Raw genomic sequence first — 18,817 nt, forward strand, 5'->3', positions numbered from 1 at the left:
CCGCTCGCCGCTGCCGCTTGCAGCCGTTGAGGAAGCGGTTTCCAATGAAGCCTCGCAAACTTTCGCATTTGTGGCCGCAGCTGCTCAGTTTGCTGCCCCTTGGTCTTCTGGCCCTCGCTGGCTGCGGAGGTTTAGGCTACTCCCCAGGCGTGTCTCAAGCAGGATTTTTCATCACCTCCACGGCCTCGGACATGAGCACCAATCAGCAGGTCTCTCTGAGCGCGCTTGCGCTCAGCGGTGAACCTGCGCCGGTGCGCTGGTCAGTGGAAAGCGGTGACAACGCAGAGACGCTCGGCGAGGGCCGCATCAGCGCCAAGGGGATTTACACTCCCCCGAATGCCTTGTCGCGCAATCTGGTTACGGTGCGGGTGACCGCCGCACTCCGCAGTGATCCCTCCCGTTCAGTTGCCATCGCCCTGCGCATCCATCCGGGATTTGTGCAGCCATTGCTTCCAGAAGTCGCCACTCTCTCGCTTCGGTCTTCCCTGCGAGCCAGCGCCCAGATCACTGAAGTCGGCGCAGGCAGCGTCAACTGGTCGCTCTCCTCCGATGCAGCAGGCACCGGCTCAAGCAGCGGACTAGGCGCGCTCACGGCCAACAACTGCGAGCACTTTGACCAGCAATACACCACCTGCACGGTGACCTACACGGCGCCGGAGAGACTTCCCTCCTCGTCCGCGGTCTACCTCATCGCCGCCGTGAACGGCACCCAGACCATCGCCTCCAGCAAAATCCTCATCAACGATCATGGGCTCAACAGCACCCCGGCCGCGCATCAGGCCGTGCAGGGCAAGCATGCGCTGCTGGGCAGCTCCGGAGGCAATGACAACGACTACGACACTTACACCACGCCAGCGGGCAAGAGCTACATCGCCGACTGCTGCGGAGGAACACTGGGCGCATTGGTAGAGGATGACGCCGGGCAAAAATTCATTCTCAGCAACAACCACGTCTTTGCCGAGTCCGACCAGGCAAAGATCGGCGACGTCATCGACCAGCCCGGCCTGATGGATGGCGCATGCATCCCGCTCAGCGACGCATCGACCCGGCTGCATGCCGTGGGCAGACTCCGCGCTTATTTGCCGTTGAGCGCGCGATCTACCAACGTCGATGCGGCATTGGCCAGCATCGATCCGGGAGCCATCGACTCCAGCGGGGCCATCCTTGAGCTAGGTTCCTTGCATGATGGCATTCTTGCGCCTGCTCCGCCCATGACGGGTGAGGGAGAGACACTCGAGCCCGATAACTTTGACATGCCAGTGGTCAAGAGCGGACGCACCACAGGTCTGACCTGCTCCCACATCAGCGCGGTTGAGCTCGCCGTCAAGGTGAACTACTACAAAGACTGCGCGGAGACGCAGCCCTACGGGGCCAAAATTTTTCATGGGCAAATCGCCATTGAGGGCGCGGACTTCACCGACAGCGGAGACTCAGGCGCACTCGTGCTCGACGCAAGAAATGCCGAGGCCATTGGCATGTATTTTGCCGGAGGCACCAACGGAGACGGCAAAACTCTGAGTCTCGTCAATCCGATTCATGATGTGCTTTCAGAATTGGGCGGTGCCGTGGGCAGCCCACTGCAACTGGTCGGAACGACGAAGCCGCATGCCATCACATGCATTCACTACGGCCAGGGCGGAGGGCGCCAGACTCCTGTGATTCCTGAAATCTGGCGGCGACGCATACAGTCCGTTCTCTCTTCCACGGAGTATCAACAGTTTCTGCATCGCGTCCCAGCCGGAAGCATTCTGGGTGCAGCAGCCGGAGCCAGTCTGGACGAGCGCGGAAAACCCGCACTGATTCTTTACGTCAGCGCAGCTCACAGCAACATGCCCGTTCCGCTGGTGCTGGATGGCGTGCGCACGCAGGTCATCGTCTCTACGCCTGCGGCCATCGCGCAAGGCAAGGCTCCCCGAGCACCTCTGCCGCCGAACGGACTACATCTCTCCCCCAGCAGCCTGGCGCATGCCAGGCAAATCGCGCAGCGGTACACCGGGCAACTGATGCACGACCCGGCCATTCTGGGAGTGGGCGTAGCGCAGAGCCTGGACCACCCTAGCGAAGCCGCGCTGCTGGTTCTGGTAGAGGTGGGGCGCATTCCTCGACATCAACCTACGACGCTGGATGGCCTGCGCGTGCGCTATCTGCATCTGCAGCGTTTTCACGTCACCCGCGAGCGCAGCCAGCAGCGCCCTGCCCCCTCAAGCTGTTCCCTATCCCGGATACAGCCCAGCACCTGGAAGCCACAAGACTAAACTGCCGACGCTATTCCGGAGCGGAGGCAATGGCCTTTGGCTCTTCCAGATGCGGGAAAAAGATACGAAAGACCGTGCCCGTGGCCCTATTGTTGCGGTCTCCCTTAGCGGCAAAGCTGCGCAAAGCGACGGCTGCCTGATGCTTGCGTAAAATCTGAGCGCTCACCCAAAGTCCCAGGCCAGTTCCCGTCGCATCCTTGGTTGTATAGAACGGCTCAAAGATGTGCGGCAGATGATCGCCGTCAATGCCGCACCCGGTATCGGCAATCGTGACCAGCACGCCACGCTGGCCGGGCTCTCTCTGGCTGCGGGCGGGGCGAATGCGCACGGTAAGATGGCCCCCGCCGGGCATCATGGCATCTACCGCGTTGGTCACCAGATTGGTGAAAATCTGCCTCACTTCGCCCGCAAAGCAGAAGAGTGGCACGGTGTCTTCGTATTCACGAATCACCTTGATCTGCAAAGACACCAGCCGCCCCTGGTGCAGCGCCAGCACGGAGTCCATCAATTCGCTCAGCCTGGCCTCGCTCGGCAAAGTGGATTGCCGGTAGAACCGCAGCGTCTGCTGCGCAACCTCAGAGACGCGAGCTACCTCATGCTGCGCCATCGCGACATAGCGCGCGGAGTCTTCGTCGAGGTCCGCCTGATGCAGCAGATAGAGCAGATTGGTCACAGCTTCCAGAGGATTGTTGATTTCATGCGCGATGGAGGCAGCCAGACGTCCAGCCGCTGCCAGCTTCTCGCTCTTGCGCAGCGCTTCTTCAGCCTGGTGCCGCTGGGTCGTGTCCACCAGAACGGCTCCAACCCAGCGAACCTGTTCGTCTTCGGTATGAATGGGATAAAGGTGAGCAATCCACGTTCTTGCGCGGGCCGCGTTGCCCTGCAAGCTTGCGGTCAACTCAAGATCGCGCACTGGCTCGCCGCTGGCAAGCACACGACTCACCGCTTCTTCGAGGCTCGCGCCTGCTTCTCCCGGAAATATCTCCACTGCTGTTTTGCCGACATACCGGTAGAGATGATGCGCATCCGTTCCGGCCAGAAAGGTATTCACGCGCACCACATGATGCCGCCGGTCAAAAAAGATAAACCCGATCGGCGCATTCGCCAGAATCGAGTCCAGCAGCGCCAGTGTTTCGCCTGACTGGGCGCGCTGTTCCTGCACAATCATGATCAAGCGATGAAAGGCTGCCGTGAGTTCTCCAATCTCGTTGTCGACATTGGCCGGGAGTGGCAAAGCGGTCTTGTCTTCAGGATTGAGAATCAACTGGCGCGTGGCATCCAGCAGGCGCACCAGAGGACGCGCGAGGCTATTGGCAAGAATGCCTGCCAGCCACGTACAACCGGCCAGCGCGATCACCGCGGCAAAAAATGTGATGCGCAGCGTGGAATGCAACTCATGACGATCGGCGGCCTCAGAAGGCAGCACGATCACATACCCATACAAGGTGCCGTGAACACGCATCGCCGCAATGGCGGCGTTGACCTTGCCGTGGTGGTCAATGCTGAGCAGCGGCTTGTTTGAGCCTGCTGCCTGGCTCAGACTCAGCGCCGGGAAGGGAGATTTACCCGAGAGACTGACGGCCAGCACTTTGCCCGAGGGGTCAAGAATCTCGATGCCCTGAATTCCCGGATCGTGCCGTGCTCCTGCAATCACGCCTGCCAGGTCTCCGGTGTCGCCATCTCGCAGCGCGGCTGCGGCCTCGGCTGCCGAGAGGCTGGCTTCATATATGGCGCGCCGCCCTGTACGCACGCGCAGCTCAGACTGCTCGGCACGCAGCAATAGCATGACGAAGAGTCCCAGAACCACGAGTTCCAGCACAACCAGGCCGACGATGAGTTGCCCGCGCACCGAGCGAGGACTCACCCTTCGCAGCCACGACGCCAATCGGCTTTTCATCTTCCCGGTCGCACCTCCGCAACCGATTGCGGCTGCGCGCCAAGTTTAATCGCCAGATCGCTGGCAATCTGCCGCCCATGAAAGCGGCCATTCTCTATAAAGATTTCATTGGTGCGCGCACCGGCGACAATTACGCCTGCCAGATAGATGCCGGCCACATTGCTCTCCAGGCTCTCGGGATCAAAGACCGGCATACGGTCCGGCCCTTCGATCCGCACGCCGAGCGATTCCAGAAATCTGAAGTCCGGTTTGTAGCCCGTCATGGCAAAGACAAAGTCGTTCGGCACAATCTTCAGACCATCTGGCGTTTCAAGCGTCACCGTGTCGAGTCCAATCTCCACGACGCGCGTGCTGAACAGACCCTGCACCTCGCCATTCTTAATGCGGTTTTCAATGTCCGGCTTGATCCAGTACTTCACGTGCCGGTGCATCTCGGGCCCGCGATGCACCAGAGTCACACGCGCGCCGTGCCGCCACAGCTCCAGCGCCGCAATGGCCGCCGAGTTCTTGCCGCCGATCACCAGTACATCCTGATCGTAGTAAGGATGAGGATCGGTGTAATAGTGCATCACCTTCGGCAACTCTTCGCCGGGGACATTCAGATTATTCGGAAGATCGTAGTAGCCCGTGGAAAGAATCAGCTTGCGCGCAGTGTATGTGCGTTCACGTCCGTAGCGATCAGATGTCAGAATGCGAAAATCCCCATCCTCCCCGTCCACCGAGAGAACGGTCTGATACTGCCGCACATCGAGCCGGTAATGCATCGCGACCTTGCGGTAGTATTCCAGCGCCTCATTGCGATTCGGCTTGGCATGGGGACTCGGGAACGGGATATTCCCAATCTCCAGCAGCTCTGACGTCGTGAAAAATGTCATGTGCGACGGATAGTGGAAGAGCGAATTGCACAGGCACCCTTTATCGACCACCATCACGCGGTAGCCAGCCTGTTGGGCATCAATGGCGCAGGCGAGTCCCGTGGGGCCGGCGCCAATCACCAGCACGTCGGTGCTGTAGGACCTGGAGCTTTCCATACCAGTAGCTTAGACGATGCGGAGTCCGGCTGGGCCCATTCCTGAAAGCACAGCCGTAACTCGCTATACTCAAAAGTTGACATTCAACGGCTGTTTTGCACTTTTTTGAATTTCACATTGCCATTCGATCAGGAGAATTGTCTGCATGACGGAGTTGCGTAAAGAGAAAGATTCACTGGGTTTTGTCGAGGTTCCTGCAAATGCCTATTACGGCGCACAAACCGCACGGGCCGTGGAGAATTACCCCATCTCGGGCATGCGTGCGCATCCGCAGTTGATCCGCGCCTTCGGCATGGTGAAGCAGGCCGCCGCCGAAGCAAACCAGGAGCTGGGCCTGGTCGAAGCGCCCCGCGCCGAAGCCATCCGCAAGGCCGCGCAGGAAGTCATGGACGGCAAGTGGAATGCCGAGTTCGTGGTGGATGTTTTTCAGGCGGGCGCGGGCGTCAGCTTCCACATGAACACCAACGAAGTCATCGCCAACCGCGCCAATGAGATTCTGGGCGGCAAGCTGGGTGAATACGCGCAGGTGCATCCCAACGACCACGTCAACTACGGCCAATCGACCAACGATGTCTTCCCGACCGGCATGCGCGTGGCCACTTTGCTGGCTCTTGAAACGCTCTACCCCGTGCTCGACAAGCTGGCCGCAACCTTTGAAGCCAAGGCAAAAGAGTTCCATGATGTGATGAAGTCAGGCCGCACGCACATGCAGGACGCGGTGCCGATTCGCCTCGGGCAGGAGTTCGCGGCCTATGGCCTGGCCATCGAAAAGGGCAAGAAGTTCCTCACGCTGGCGGCCGATTCCCTGCGCGAACTGGGCCTCGGCGGCAGCGCCGTCGGCACGGGCATCAATACACATCCCGATTACCGCGCCAAGGCCGTGGCCGCGCTGAGCCGCATCTCCGGCCAGAAGCTGACCCCGGCCGCCGACATGCGCTGGGCGATGCAGTCCAACGCCTGCATGGCCGATGTAAGCGCCGCGCTGCGCGGCATTGCGCTCGAAGTCATCCGCATCTCAAACGATCTTCGCCTGATCTCCTCTGGGCCCAACACCGGGTATGCGGAGATCTATCTGCCCAGCCTGCAGCCCGGCTCCTCGATCATGCCCGGCAAGATCAACCCTGTCATGCCCGAACTCGCCGCCATGGTCAGCTTCCAGGTCGTCGGCAACGACACCGCCGTCGCCATGGCCGTGCAGGCGGGTCAGCTTGAGTTGAACGTCATGATGCCCACCATGGCCTACAGCGTGCTGCAGAGCATCACGATTCTGGCCAACATGCTGCGTCAGTTCAATGACCGCTGCGTGGCCGGCATCACGGCCAATGCCGAGCGCTGCGCGCAATATGCGCAAAGCACCGTTTCTCTGGCGACGGCGCTCAACCCCTATATCGGCTACGCCAAAGCGGCTGAAATCGTGAAGGAATCGGTCGCCACCGGCCAGTCCATCATCTCCATAGCCCGCTCGAAGGGATTGCTCAGCGAACAGGAGATCTCAGAAATTCTCGACCCGGTGCGCATGACCGAGCCGCAGTATCCTCTGGATGCAGCCAAGGAGCGCGACAAAAAGGTGAAGTCGTAATCCATTCCCAGATCGGTACCAAATGAGAAAGGCCGTGCGAAAGCACGGCCTTTCTCTTGCGCTAAATCGCGCGTCTACTTCCGGTGACGGCCAAACGTGTAATTCCGCCGGTGCTTGAAGCGGTACACGAGATCGATCTGCCACCCCTTGTTGTACTGCATCTGGCTGCCATAATTCGTGATAAGCATGTTCGGAGTCAGGCGCAGAGCCAGCCCAGGGCTCAGGTTGTAGTCCACCGAAGCGCCGACGTTAATCGCGGGCGACCACTGATCCTTGTAAAGCCCCACATCCTCAGGAGGCAAGCCGTTGGTATCGATGCTGAACTTGCCCTGCCCGACGCCACCGAGTACCTGCGCCGTCCAGCCCCAGTGCTGCCCATGGTAAAAGCGGTACGTCGGGCCAGCCATGTATACATACTGGGTGATGTTTGGCTGGTAAGCACGGTTCACGCCGTTCGGGTGTGCGTTCGTGTAGGCCGAGCCGTAATAGCCACGAACCTCTGCCGTGATGCCCAGATCACCCTTCAGATAATCGGTCAGCCCCAGATTCCAGGCCACTTCCTGATTGTGCTGCAAGTATTGCCCTGGGCGAAAACGCAGGTATCCGCCGCCGAAGAAGAGCTCATACTTGTGGTTGTACGTCTGAATATCTAGCTGATGAATGCGCTGCCGGCGGCGCGCATCCAGACGGCGCTGCGCTTCCTGTAGCACCAGGGCGCGCTGCTGGGTTGCCTGCGGCGGCTGGTACTGCTGCATCTGATCCTGCGAGGAAGACGGTGTGAGCGACTGCTGCGCGCGCGAAAGCTGAGGAAAAGCGAACGCCAGGGCGAGAGCCGGATACACGGCGTACCCGAAACACTTGCGAAACCACATGAACCTGTAAGCCCTCCATGACTCACTGCCACTCGGGGACAGAAAAGCCAGAAATTTGCCTGTGCTCTCATTAAAGCATTTAGCGGGCATCCTTGGCTGCTTTTCCCCGGCGAATCGGCGGAAAAGAAAATGGCGCCGGGAGAACTTCCCGGCGCCATTTCCAGTGGAAAACCCTAGAAGTCATACCGCAGGGCAAACTGCATGCGGCGTGACTGGGTCAGGGTATTGCTCGCAATTCCCAGGTTCCCTGAGGTCAACTGGCTGCCAATTGAAGCAGGGTCAAAGCGCACCGAATTGGTGACGTTATAAACCTCCCAGGAGAACTCCACCTTGCCGTAAGGCAGCGAGAAGTTCTTATCCAGGCCCGAGTCGATGTCAAAGTACCCATCGCCCCGGAACTTGTTGCGCTCGCCCGTCTCGCCGGCATAAGGGAGACGAATCGGACCGCCGGTCGAGACGCCCTGGTTGATGGTATTGACATTCTCAAAGTACTGCGGGTTCCCGTTGCTGTCGAAATGCTTATGCACCTTGACCTTCCCGGTGACAATGCCAAACCCCGGCTGCTGCCAGTTGGTCGTGTATCCCGGCTCAAAGACCGAGAACGGCAAACCGCTGCTCACACGGCTGATGCCTGTCAACTGCCATCCGCCGATAAAGAAGTCCGTGATCGCGTTGTCGTGTGCAAACAGCGTACGGCCACGGCCAAACGGAAGCTCATACACCCCGTCCACCGTGAGCAGGTGCCTGGTGTCGAAATCAGAAACCGCGCGGTTCAGTTCCGGCTTCCATGTGTTGATGATGGAGCTGAAGGAACCATTCGGATTGCTGAATTCCGTGTTGCGCTCGGCGTCAGAGCCCTCATCGATCGACTTCGAGAAGGTGTAGCTGATCGTCATCTGCAACCCATGCGAGGTGGGATGCCGCAGAATGATCTGCCCCGCATTGTAGTAGCTCATGCCCATGGCCGAGAGCGCATACAACGAGGAAAACTGCTGCTGCCAGAAGTGCGGCACCCAGTTGCTGGGGGCCGGATAAAAGCCCTGCAGCGGACCGAAGAAATCAACATCGGCCAAAGCAGTGGTCGCCCCCAAATTGGAGCGGTAAGGTGCCCACTCATTCGTATAGATTGCCTGCGTTGCACTCTCGCCCTGGTAGTCATAGTTCGCCATCCAAGGGAAAACATCTTCAAAGTACTTGATGGGAGTGACTTGGGCGCTGGGGCTGCCACCGTTCTGGTCCGCATCCCGGGACAGTTGAGCCCCGGCAGCGTAATAATCGCCGCCGCCCTGTGTATCCACAAAGTCTGGAGGCTCAGCCAGGTCAAGCGCCTGCAGCAGGTGCCGTCCCAGGGTACCTACATAGTCTGTCTCCAGCGTGAATCCGCCAGGCAGAATGCGCTGCACTGAGAAGTTGAAGGCTTCAGTGTAGGGGGTCTTCATCTGGCTATCGAGTCCCCAGGTAATGGCAAAACCATTCAAGCCGGAAGGAGGCGCGTAAGGAAACGTCGCGGACGCAGCCGCAGCGCCGTTGCTAAAAGGCAGCGTGCTTCTGCTAATGAATCGCGGCGCGGTATTGGTCGTGTATGTGTTCGCAGGATCAGTGATCGAGCTACTCACGCCAAAAGAACCATTCTGGTCAAAGGTATTCACCAAGGCCTCGCCAAAATGGTCATAGTACATACCAAAGCCGGCGCGAATCGACGTCTTGCTTCCCAGCGCGTAGGCAATCGCAAGCCGGGGTGCAATATCGTTCTTCCGCATTGGGTAGAAGCCAGGCTTGCCATAGTAAGGCCCCGTGGGAGCGAAGCTCAGATTCGGTTCGTAGATTTGTCCCTGCAAGGCAGACGCTTCGCGCTGCTGATACCAGGTGTGCGTATCAATCGTAGGCGCAACTTCTTGCCCGCTGGTCTCCCAGGGCGTTCCCAGCAGTGTGTGGCGAATACCAAACGTCACCGTCAGGTTCGGCGTCGGCCGCCATGTGTCCTGCAAGTAGTACTCCAGTTCCTGCGAGCGGTAGTGACGGTTGATGAAAGCGCCATCCGCAAGCAGCGTGCCTGAGGTCGGACCGGTGATCTGGTAGTTATAAATGTTCGTCACCGAGGGCACGGTACCCACCAGGTTGGCAAAAGCAACCTGGTAAGAGTTGGAGAAGCCTGTATCCACTGGGTCCGCACCCAGCATCGCATTGGGGTCCGGCGGGCTGCCGCCGAGCCAGTAAGGATTGCTGGTCGCGCTCTGGAAGGAGTTTGCGTCCGACGACCGGTTCTGCGTGATGAAGCGATAGTTCACGCCAAACTGGAAGTTGTGACGTCCCTTGTTCCAGTTGAGGTTATCGACAATGTTGTGCTCTGGAACGGAAACAATCGTGGTGCGCGTCTCGGCCGTTGTCGTGGAGAGGAATCGGAAATCCACGTAATCTCCGGAACCGACACCGCGATCACTGTATCCCTGGCGGATATAGCCATAGCGAAGATCATTTACCAGGTTCGGCGAAATGATCCAGGTATCGCCCGCGATGATGCCCTTGCTGTTGTCTTCATTCACAGATGACGGCCCCTGCCCCGGGAACTGCTCAACATCATCCGTCGTATCCTTCTGTAAGCCGCCGCGAATAAACAAATGCTGATTGGCGGTAGGCGTCCAGTCGATCCTCGCGATCATGGTGTTCAACGAGACCGGATTGGGAGAAGCAAATGTGTAGGAGCCTTCGTTGACCCCGTCTCCCGTCAGTTGCCCGTTTGGCAGCGGCATCGAATTGAAGTACTGCTGCGCGGCAGGGTCGGGACCCGGTCCATACGGATAGGCAGCCGTATTGCACACCTGGCAGCCAGCATCCAGTTGCGCCACCTGCGAGGGCGAAAGAACCACATTCTCCGTGCTGCCGTTGGCGGTGTCACCGGTATAGGTCAAATACCCCTGACGATAGGCAGCCGTCGGAACAGTCTCGGTGACCTCTGTATCCTCGGCCTTTCTGAAGCCTTCATAATTTGCAAAAAAGTACAGCTTATTCCTGCGAATCGGGCCGCCCACATCCATACCAAAAATGTTGCGCAGTACTTTGGCCGGAATATTCGGTTCTCCACTGGCAATTTGTGCCTGCTTGTTGAACCAGTTGTTCGCCGCCGTCAGCGGTGGGCGATAGTACTCATACGCAGCGCCATGAAATTGATTGGTTCCGGATTTGGTGACCATCGCCACCTGCGCACCGGCCGAGTAGCCGGCATCGGCATTCGCATTCCCCGTCGTCACGCGAAATTCCTGAATCGAGTCCTGCGTCTCGCGCAGAATGCCCGTGAAAGCATAGTTATGCTGCTGATCGTTGTCATCAATGCCGTCAATGGTGACGTCGCTCTGATCAGAGCGCACGCCGTTGACTGAGCCGCTGCGGCTGTCTCCGGCAGCGTTGCTTTGCTGCGGCAAATAGAGCACGCCCGGCTGCAGCGAAAGCAGATCCGGCACATTGCGCGTTTCGCTCGGCAGCGCCTGGATGGTCGCATTGTTCATCGCACCACCCAGCGAAGCATCGGTGGTGTTCAGCGTCTGCGCCTCCGCGCTGACGTTGACGACCTGTGTCGAGGCATTCAGTGACATGGTGAAGTCAATGGTCGCCGGCTGATTGACCAGCAGCTCGGCTTCCTTGGTCTGCGCGGCAAAACCGGTGGCATCCACTTGAATGGTGTAGGTCGCCGGAGTGAGCTGCACAAAGTTGTATCCGCCCTGGCCATCCGTCGTGACGGAGAGAGCCTTGTGATCGACTGTATCTGTCAGAGTTACTTTTGCGCCTGGAATCACTGCGCCGCTGGGATCATGCACGACGCCATGAACCGAAGTCGTGGCCACCTGGGCCCAGCCCAGGCTCGACATTACGCAAAGGAAGAGAGCAATAACGAGACCGCGATAGAACCGTGTCACTTTACCTCCAGGAAAAATACTGCAAAATCACGAAATCTCCGGCCGATGAGTGCCTATGGCCGAATCTGTAGCTGTGTGAGAGTCCTCATTCTGAGACAGGACTCATGAGAATTCAAGAAAAAATAAATAGGAGATTACCTATGGGAGGAAAAGTTGACGTAGAGGTTGCTTGCCATCTTGAAACCTCATGTAGTCACGGATAGAATTCGGCGCTCCGTTTGAGAGCTTTCATATAAGCAAAAAACCCCTGCATTTGCAGGGGTTTTTATATTCAGAACTGTGACCGGTACGATTATCAGATTGACAACGGCGTCTGCATCTTCAGAGCCTCGGCATACCATGCGACCGTTCGCCGCAACCCCTCTTCAAAATTCACTTGCGGCTGATACCCCATCTCGCGCGCGATCAGGCTGATATCGGCCAGCGAGTGCAGAATGTCGCCGTTGCGAGCCGCACCAAAGACAGGCGCGCCAGCGAAGCCTGTCATCTCCGCGAGAATACGAAAGGTATCCAGCAGCGAATGACGCTCTCCGCAGGCGAGGTTGTAAACCTTGCCGCTCACAACGTCTGCCGGAGCTGTGGCCGCCAGAAAATTGGCATCCACCACATTGTCGATGTAGGTGAAATCGCGGCTTTGCTGGCCGTCGCCAAAAATGGTCGGCGCTTCGCCCTGCAGCAGCGAGGTAATGAACTTGGCCAGCACGCCCGAGTAAGGCGAGTCCGCAGCCTGAAACGGCCCGAAGACATTGAAGTAGCGCAGGCAGACCGTCTCCATTCCATACACGCGCTGGAAGGACTGCATGTAATACTCTCCCGTCAGCTTTTGCACGGCATAGGGTGAGATCGGCGCGGGGATCATCGCTTCATGCTTCGGCAGGGTTGGCGACTCTCCATACGCCGAGGACGAAGCAGCATAGACCACTCGCCTGACCTTTTGCTCTTTCGCCGCGAGCAGCACGCTGACGGTGCCTTCCACGTTATGTTCATGACTGGTGAGCGGATCGAGCACCGACTTGGGGACAGAGGGCAGCGCCGCCTCGTGAAAAATAATTTCCACGCCGCGGCACAACTCCTGCATCTGTTCACGATTACGAATGTCAGCAACGCGAAAATCAATAGCGGCATCGATCGCGGCCAGATTCTCGCGATTTCCCGTGATCAGATTATCGACGCCAATCACTGAATGACCTTCCGCGACGGCCCGCTTGGCAAGCGAAGAACCAATGAATCCGGCCGCGCCTGTGATCAGAATCCTCATGCATGCATCCTTTCGAATCTTGCTTAGCAACGTACCACGTTGCTTGCGGTCAAACCGCCGGTGGCATTGCGAGTATCCACCACCAATTTGGCTTCACGCACAATGCGCGCGTAGTCGTAATCCGAGTGATCGGTCGCAATCAAAATGCAGTCATAGCGATCCAGATTCTCGAGCGGCGTGCAAGTCATGTTCAGGTCGTAATGCCGTCCATGACCCACCTCCGGGAAGAACGGATCGTTATAGTAGACGTCTGCCCCGCGCTTGCGCAGCAGTTCAATCAAGGCCAGCGAAGGTGACTCCCGCAGATCATCAATATCCTTCTTATACGACAGCCCCAGCACCAGAATGCGGCTGCCCTTCAGCGCCTTGCCGTGATCGTTTAGCGCGGCAATCACTGACTCCACCACGTGATACGGCATCGACGTATTGATTTCACCGGCGAGGTCAATGAAGCGCGTCGAAAAATCCACTTCCTTGGCTTTCCATGAGAGATAAAACGGATCGATAGGGATGCAGTGGCCGCCCAGCCCTGGCCCGGGATAGAACGCCTGAAAGCCGAAGGGCTTCGTGCGCGCCGCGTGAATGATCTCCCAAATATCGAGATCCATGCGCTGGCACAGCAGCTTGAGCTCATTGACCAGCGCAATGTTCACGCAGCGGTAGATATTCTCAAGCAGCTTCGTCATCTCTGCCGCGGCAGCGCTCGATACCGGAACAATCGTCTTGAAGATGCTGCGATAAAGCTCGCCGGCCAGGGTCCGCGTTAACTCTGCAGGAGCGCCAATCACCTTCGGAATGTCCGCACGCTCGACCGTGGTATTGCCCGGATCTTCGCGCTCGGGAGAATATGCCACATGAAAGCAGCAGGCTTCGTCTCGGCCATCACGAAATGCCCGCAGATCCGCCGCACTTGTCTGCTCCAGTAGCGGAATCAGCACTTCCTCGGTGGTGCCGGGATAAGTGGTGCTCTCCAGAATGATCAGCTGACCGGCACGCAGATGCGGCCCCATGGCCCGCGCCGTGTCTTCGATATAGGTCATGTCTGGTCCCTGGTGCTCATTGAGCGGAGTCGGCACGCAGATCATCAATGCATCCATTTGGCTGATGTCGGCGTAATCCGTCGTCGCCTTGAAACCGATCTCGCGCAGTTGCTCGATCTCTTCCGGCAGGATGCGCTTGATATAAGAGCCGCCGCTGTTGAGCGTCGCGACCTTTCCGGGATCGACGTCAAACCCGGTGACCTGAAATCCCGCGCGGGTATACATCATTGCAAGCGGCAGGCCGACATAGCCCAGGCCGATCACGCCCAGCCGGGCCGTGCGCTGGCGAATCGAGGTCTGTAATGGATGTGCTTCCAGCATGGTGGACATAGACTTTGTGCTTCCCTGACTGCTTCAAAATACAGGACTCGGAGCGGGCAGCCCCTTCCTGCGCGTAACCTCCATTGTCTCATTCCAGGCTGCGACTTTCCCTTTTCTGGCACTTCCTGCACTGGCACAATGAGAGACAGATGAGCCAATCCGCACCAGAGCCTTTCCACACAAGCCCTTCGAGGCCAGCACCACCGCCCGGCGTCCTCCATGTCTGGCTCTGGCAGGTCAGTGACAGCCCTCTGAGCGAAGACGAAATACTGTCTCTCAGCGCAGCCGAGCAGCAGCGTGCGAACCGCTTTCGCGTGGCCCGGCATCGTGCCCTCTGGGTGCGGTCGCACACCGGCACGCGAGAGATTCTCGCCGGGTATCTCGGCATCTCCTCCGCTCAGGTACGGTTCCGCAAAAATGCGCACGGAAAACCCAGTTTGGATGCAGTTCCCGCAACCACTGGAGCACTTGCTTTTAACCTGAGCCATTCTGAGGCCTGGTGCGGGCTGGTCATTGCTTGTGACGCCGAGGTTGGGCTAGATATTCAGGTGCCGCACCCGATCGATCCGCATCTCTGGCGTCGCGTGCTCACACCCTCTGAGCATCAGGAGATGAACGCCCTGCCACGCAGCGAGCAGGATGCCGCTTTTTTCCGTGACTGGACGCGCAAGGAAGCGCTCGGCAAAGCCGAGGGCCGCGGCGTCTACCCGCATCTGCGCCGCACCACCACCGGGCTAGCCCCGTTCACTGGCCTTTTCCCGGTGGACGCAGAAAATGGGGACGGAGCAATCCTTCGCTGGCACCTGCAAGATCTGCCTTCGACACCCGGTCTCTTCGGCGCGGTCGCGTCTTCGCGTCCAGCTAAGGTGGAGCTTCGCCATCTCACATTCCGGGCCTGAGGCCGAAAGTATCTCCGGTCAACCAGCAGAAGCGGGAGAGGCAATGCCCCTCCCGCTTTTGCACCAATCCCATCATCGTCCGCTAAAAGCTGAAGCGCGCCTGCATATCTACGATGCGTGAGCCAAGAGCGCTGCGCGCCTGGCCAAAGGTGGGGTTACTCACAAACGTGGAGCCACTCTGATTCGCGATGCTCGTGTCGATGCTTCCGGGATTAAGGTTCACCGTGTTGAACACATTGAATGCGTCCACACGAAATTCCAGCGCCGCGTGGTTGCCGAGAATCCTGTTATCCGGCAATCCAAACGCCTTCGTAATCGTCGCATCCAGATCGCGATAGTTCGGCCCTGTGAAGGAATTGCGTGCGACCCCTGGCGGCGGAGGCGCGGCAAACTGCGCCGGGAACGGAGCCGTCACCGGGGTGTAAGACGGAATCGCGAAATAGGCGAGACTGCCCTGTGGATAATTGACGTTCGGGTGTCCTGCTTCAAGAGCCGTATTGCTCATGTCATGCCCGTTTCCGCCGAGATACGCTGCGGGCCGCAGCGTTCCATAACCGCTGCCGCTGTAATAGAGCTGGCCATTCTGCACGCCATTGAACGTAGGCGTCCACGGAAAACCCGTGTCGAGATTGAGAATCCCGCTCAGAGTCCATCCACCGAGTGTCTTGGCCAGCAGACCATTCTGGTTATGGAAATAATTCGGCTGCCACAGCCCATAGAGCCGGAAGGCATTCTCCACGTTGTAGTCGGAGCGCCCCCACGCAAGCCGCGGATCATAAGGATACGGATCCTCGTAATAAGGCTGCGAGCCGTCGTCCATGCTCTTGGACCACGTGTATTGCGCCTCGGCCATAAACCCGCGCGAAAACTGATGCTTCAGCGTAGCCAGCATTGCGTTGTAATTGGCATTGCCCTCATTGCTGAAATAGTTGATCACATCCACCGCGGGATTAAACGGGATATGCAGAGCGTCCGCATAGGCGTTGAGGTTTTCCTGTGTGATGGTGTGGCGGCTGGTGCTGCCCTGGTACCCGAGTGTGGCCACCCACTCTTTCCCAAACTGCATCTGCGTATCCAGCGAATAGTGATAGGTGTATTGCGTAGGAATGCTTGCAGGAAACGCCGCCAGCACAACCGTACCCGAACTCGGCAAGTGGGCAGAGTTGAAGCTGACAATGGCATTTGGATTGGCCGGGTAACCTAGCAGCGAATGCACGTCGCCCGGCACGCCGTACACAATGTCAGGATTGATCTGCGTGGGAGACGTGCTGTTGAAGCTTGAATTCACCACAAGCGGAACGTTGTTGACTCCGCTGGCGGCAATCGCAATCTCTTCCTGGTTATAGTTCAGTCCAAATCCGCCGCGAAATACCATGTGCCCGTTTTCGCGGGCCGGGCTCCACGCAAAGCCAAACTGCGGACCCCAGTTCTGCTTCTGCGCGTTATAAAGGTTGCCGCCAAGGCGCATATGCATATTCGTGAGCATGGCCGGCCCCGAGCCAAACTCCACAATGCTGAGGTTGTTCTCCTTCGAAGAGAGTGGACCAAAGTACGACCAGCGCAGGCCCAGATTCAGCGTCAGAGTGGGGCTCACCTTCCAGTCATCCTGCACGAATGCATCCCAGAGATCTTCGCGATCATCCTGGCGATTGATGGTGGGTGTACCCGTAATGGGATTGAAGGTCCCGGACTCCGCCTCCGGCGCATCATTGAGAAAATCCCACACGTTATAGAACGTATAGTTCGGGCGCGCCGAGTAAGGAACTTCACTCAGGTAGTAGAGGCGCGTGAGGCCCCCTCCGAACTTCAGGTTATGATTGCCCGCCACCTTGGTGAGCACATCGTCATAGCTGTAAGTCCACTGATCAAAAACACTGGGACCTCCCGCACCAAAGTAGTTAAAGGTCGTGCCGGGCGAGCTGTTATTCAGATTGCCGATCTGCGAAATGTTGTCCTGCGGCAGCCCAAAAGGCGCTTGCGGATTGGACTGAATCTCATTCCACCGCCAGCCTGCGGCATTGGCGCGAGCCTCATTCAGCAGTGTAGGCGAGAAGGTGTGATCCCAAATGCCAGAGAAAGCATCGTTAATGGAATCGTGATGCCAGAAGTTATAGGGCCGCACGGTGCCGTTGTAGTTCGTTGTCGTCTCTGGCACCCAATAGATCGTGAAGGTGGCGCGATCCTTCGCGCCAATGTCCGCATCAAAGCGGCCGTTGTACTGTGCGTCGTTGATCGTCGTAGGATTCGCCGTAGTGTACTCCGCAATGTCCGGCGTGCTGCCCAACCCATTGCCCACGCCCGGATTGCTGGCGCTGGTATAGCTCGTATCCTGATGGCCAAGCCCGTTGGTGAGCGGCGTCCCGATATTGAGACCGCCATTGACGGTGCGGCAGTTTTGCCCCTCGACAAGCCCGGCCTGATCGCAGGTAACAGCAACCTGCCCCAGATTGCTCACGCCTGCGCCTGCAACAGTAAGAAACTTTGAGGCAATGCTGCCGCTGGGCGCCAGGCCGTCGAACTGCGGCGTGTCATACCATCCGAGCGAAGTGGTGACAGTATTGTTACGAAGCGTCTCGTAGTTGAAGAAGCCGAAGAGATGATTCTTCCAGAAAGGGCCGCCGATGCTGCCTCCCCACTGGTTGTAGCGTTGCGTGTCTTTCGTCAGGCCACGCGAAGCGGGCGTGCCGGCGGCAAGGCTTCCCGGGCCATTCCACGCTTGATAAGCATTCAGTCCAGGACGATAGGCGAGCAGAAATGCGCTGCCATGCACGCGGTTTGAGCCGGATTTTGAAATGACCTGAATCTGCGCGCCGCTGAAGCGTCCGTTCTCCGCATCGTAGGAATTCGTAACAATCTTGACGTCTTGAATCGAATCCTCGCTCGGCGTAATCACGGATGCACCGCCCCACACCGCGCTCACCGTGCTGATACCGTCAATTGAGATTCCATTGTTCTCGTTTTGATTGCCGTTGGCGACCACCTGCGGCGCGTTCTCCGTCGTGAAGATGCCGCCTGCGGCGCCCGTCGAGCTTCGATTACTACCTGGGAGTGAGGAGGCACCCCCGCCCGCAGCCTGCGCTCCATTGCCAAAGGCACCGGGTGCGAGCTGCGCCAGTTGAAACGGATCGCGCCCAAACGAAGGCATGTGCTGAATCTCGCGGCTGCTGATGGTGCCGCCAATGCTGGCAGTGGAGGTCTCCAGCAGCGGCGTCTGATTGCCATTCACCGTCACTGTCTGCGCCGCGGAGCCGGCCTGCATCTGCACATTTTTCGTGTTGGGCTGTTCAGGAACAATGCCCACATCTGGAAGCACTTTGGTGCGAAATCCCTTGCTGCTGACGGTCAATGCAAAATGGCTGGGCGGCAGTTGGTTAAAAACGTACACACCGCTGCGATTGGTTTTGGCCGTGAGTGTGTGGTTGGTAGAGAGGTCGCGCAATGTCACGTTCGCACCCGGAATCACAGCTCCGGTCGAATCTGTTACTGTGCCCGACAAAGAACCGCGAAACTGACCAATGGCTCCAGGAACAGCGACGGCAATTAAAACGGTGAGGAGAATGCAACGAAGTGCAATCCCCAGAGATGGACGGGGGAAAGATGAACTCATCTCGGGCGCTCCAGTAAAGGAAGAACGTGCCAGTTGCTGATTCAGACCCTGTCTTGCAACTTGCTGGAGCTGGTCCCATAAACCCTCTTCGGGCAGAAATCCGCGGATGAAATCCGTCAGGGATACAGGGTGGGGCTTCGCGACGAT

10 protein-coding genes are annotated in these 18,817 nt (G+C 58.3%); 3 read left to right on the forward strand and 7 right to left on the reverse strand.

Features of this window, described 5'->3' with window-relative positions; all coding sequences use genetic code 11:
• Positions 1-149 precede the first annotated feature (149 nt).
• Positions 150-2,255 carry a chymotrypsin family serine protease gene (locus tag ACP_RS07110; RefSeq protein WP_148215076.1) on the forward strand — a complete coding sequence of 702 codons (2,106 nt, stop codon included), beginning with the start codon at positions 150-152 and terminating at the stop codon, positions 2,253-2,255.
• 10 nt (positions 2,256-2,265) lie between these two features.
• Here the strand turns inward: ACP_RS07110 and ACP_RS17295 are convergent, their stop codons facing one another.
• Positions 2,266-4,152: a two-component system sensor histidine kinase NtrB gene (locus ACP_RS17295; RefSeq protein ID WP_015896618.1), complete on the reverse strand. Its 1,887-nt coding sequence runs from the start codon at positions 4,150-4,152 to the stop codon at positions 2,266-2,268.
• The gene (locus ACP_RS07120) at positions 4,149-5,183 is read right to left on the reverse strand and encodes a YpdA family putative bacillithiol disulfide reductase (protein WP_015896619.1); all 1,035 of its coding nucleotides are present in this window, start codon (positions 5,181-5,183) and stop codon (positions 4,149-4,151) included. Before ACP_RS07120 ends, ACP_RS17295 begins: the two co-directional genes overlap by 4 nt.
• A gap of 145 nt (positions 5,184-5,328) precedes the next feature.
• On the opposite strand from ACP_RS07120, the gene ACP_RS07125 reads away from it, so the two are divergent.
• Positions 5,329-6,762 carry an aspartate ammonia-lyase gene (locus ACP_RS07125; RefSeq protein ID WP_015896620.1) on the forward strand — a complete coding sequence of 478 codons (1,434 nt, stop codon included), beginning with the start codon at positions 5,329-5,331 and terminating at the stop codon, positions 6,760-6,762.
• A gap of 74 nt (positions 6,763-6,836) precedes the next feature.
• On the opposite strand, the gene ACP_RS07130 is transcribed toward ACP_RS07125, so the two are convergent.
• From ACP_RS07130 to ACP_RS07145, 4 genes are all read right to left on the reverse strand, one after another.
• Complete coding sequence (locus ACP_RS07130) at positions 6,837-7,634, reverse strand: outer membrane protein (RefSeq protein WP_041839379.1); 798 nt, start codon at positions 7,632-7,634, stop codon at positions 6,837-6,839.
• A 173-nt stretch (positions 7,635-7,807) separates the two neighbouring features.
• Positions 7,808-11,545 carry a TonB-dependent receptor gene (locus ACP_RS07135; RefSeq protein WP_015896622.1) on the reverse strand — a complete coding sequence of 1,246 codons (3,738 nt, stop codon included), beginning with the start codon at positions 11,543-11,545 and terminating at the stop codon, positions 7,808-7,810.
• Between the two features lie 295 nt (positions 11,546-11,840).
• Positions 11,841-12,803: an SDR family oxidoreductase gene (locus ACP_RS07140; protein ID WP_015896623.1), complete on the reverse strand. Its 963-nt coding sequence runs from the start codon at positions 12,801-12,803 to the stop codon at positions 11,841-11,843.
• 23 nt (positions 12,804-12,826) lie between these two features.
• Positions 12,827-14,173 (reverse strand): nucleotide sugar dehydrogenase, encoded by a 1,347-nt coding sequence (locus ACP_RS07145; protein WP_015896624.1) that lies wholly within the window; start codon positions 14,171-14,173, stop codon positions 12,827-12,829.
• A gap of 140 nt (positions 14,174-14,313) precedes the next feature.
• On the opposite strand from ACP_RS07145, the gene ACP_RS17300 reads away from it, so the two are divergent.
• Positions 14,314-15,063, forward strand: a complete 750-nt coding sequence (locus tag ACP_RS17300) for a 4'-phosphopantetheinyl transferase family protein (protein ID WP_015896625.1) — start codon at positions 14,314-14,316, stop codon at positions 15,061-15,063.
• Between the two features lie 82 nt (positions 15,064-15,145).
• Here ACP_RS17300 and ACP_RS07155 read toward each other — a convergent pair whose 3' ends face one another.
• Complete coding sequence (locus tag ACP_RS07155) at positions 15,146-18,670, reverse strand: TonB-dependent receptor (protein ID WP_015896626.1); 3,525 nt, start codon at positions 18,668-18,670, stop codon at positions 15,146-15,148.
• Positions 18,671-18,817 lie beyond the last annotated feature (147 nt).

The organism is Acidobacterium capsulatum ATCC 51196 (assembly GCF_000022565.1).
Classification (GTDB): Bacteria; Acidobacteriota; Terriglobia; order Terriglobales; family Acidobacteriaceae; genus Acidobacterium; species Acidobacterium capsulatum.

Coding starts and splice junctions, on each gene's coding strand:
- ACP_RS17295 (WP_015896618.1), bottom strand. CDS start 4,152: ATGAAAAGCCGATTGGCGTCGTGGCTGCGAAGGGTGAGTCCTCGCTCG.
- ACP_RS07120 (WP_015896619.1), bottom strand. CDS start 5,183: ATGGAAAGCTCCAGGTCCTACAGCACCGACGTGCTGGTGATTGGCGCC.
- ACP_RS07125 (WP_015896620.1), top strand. CDS start 5,329: ATGACGGAGTTGCGTAAAGAGAAAGATTCACTGGGTTTTGTCGAGGTT.
- ACP_RS07130 (WP_041839379.1), bottom strand. CDS start 7,634: ATGTGGTTTCGCAAGTGTTTCGGGTACGCCGTGTATCCGGCTCTCGCC.
- ACP_RS07140 (WP_015896623.1), bottom strand. CDS start 12,803: ATGAGGATTCTGATCACAGGCGCGGCCGGATTCATTGGTTCTTCGCTT.
- ACP_RS07145 (WP_015896624.1), bottom strand. CDS start 14,173: ATGTCCACCATGCTGGAAGCACATCCATTACAGACCTCGATTCGCCAG.
- ACP_RS17300 (WP_015896625.1), top strand. CDS start 14,314: ATGAGCCAATCCGCACCAGAGCCTTTCCACACAAGCCCTTCGAGGCCA.
- ACP_RS07155 (WP_015896626.1), bottom strand. CDS start 18,670: ATGAGTTCATCTTTCCCCCGTCCATCTCTGGGGATTGCACTTCGTTGC.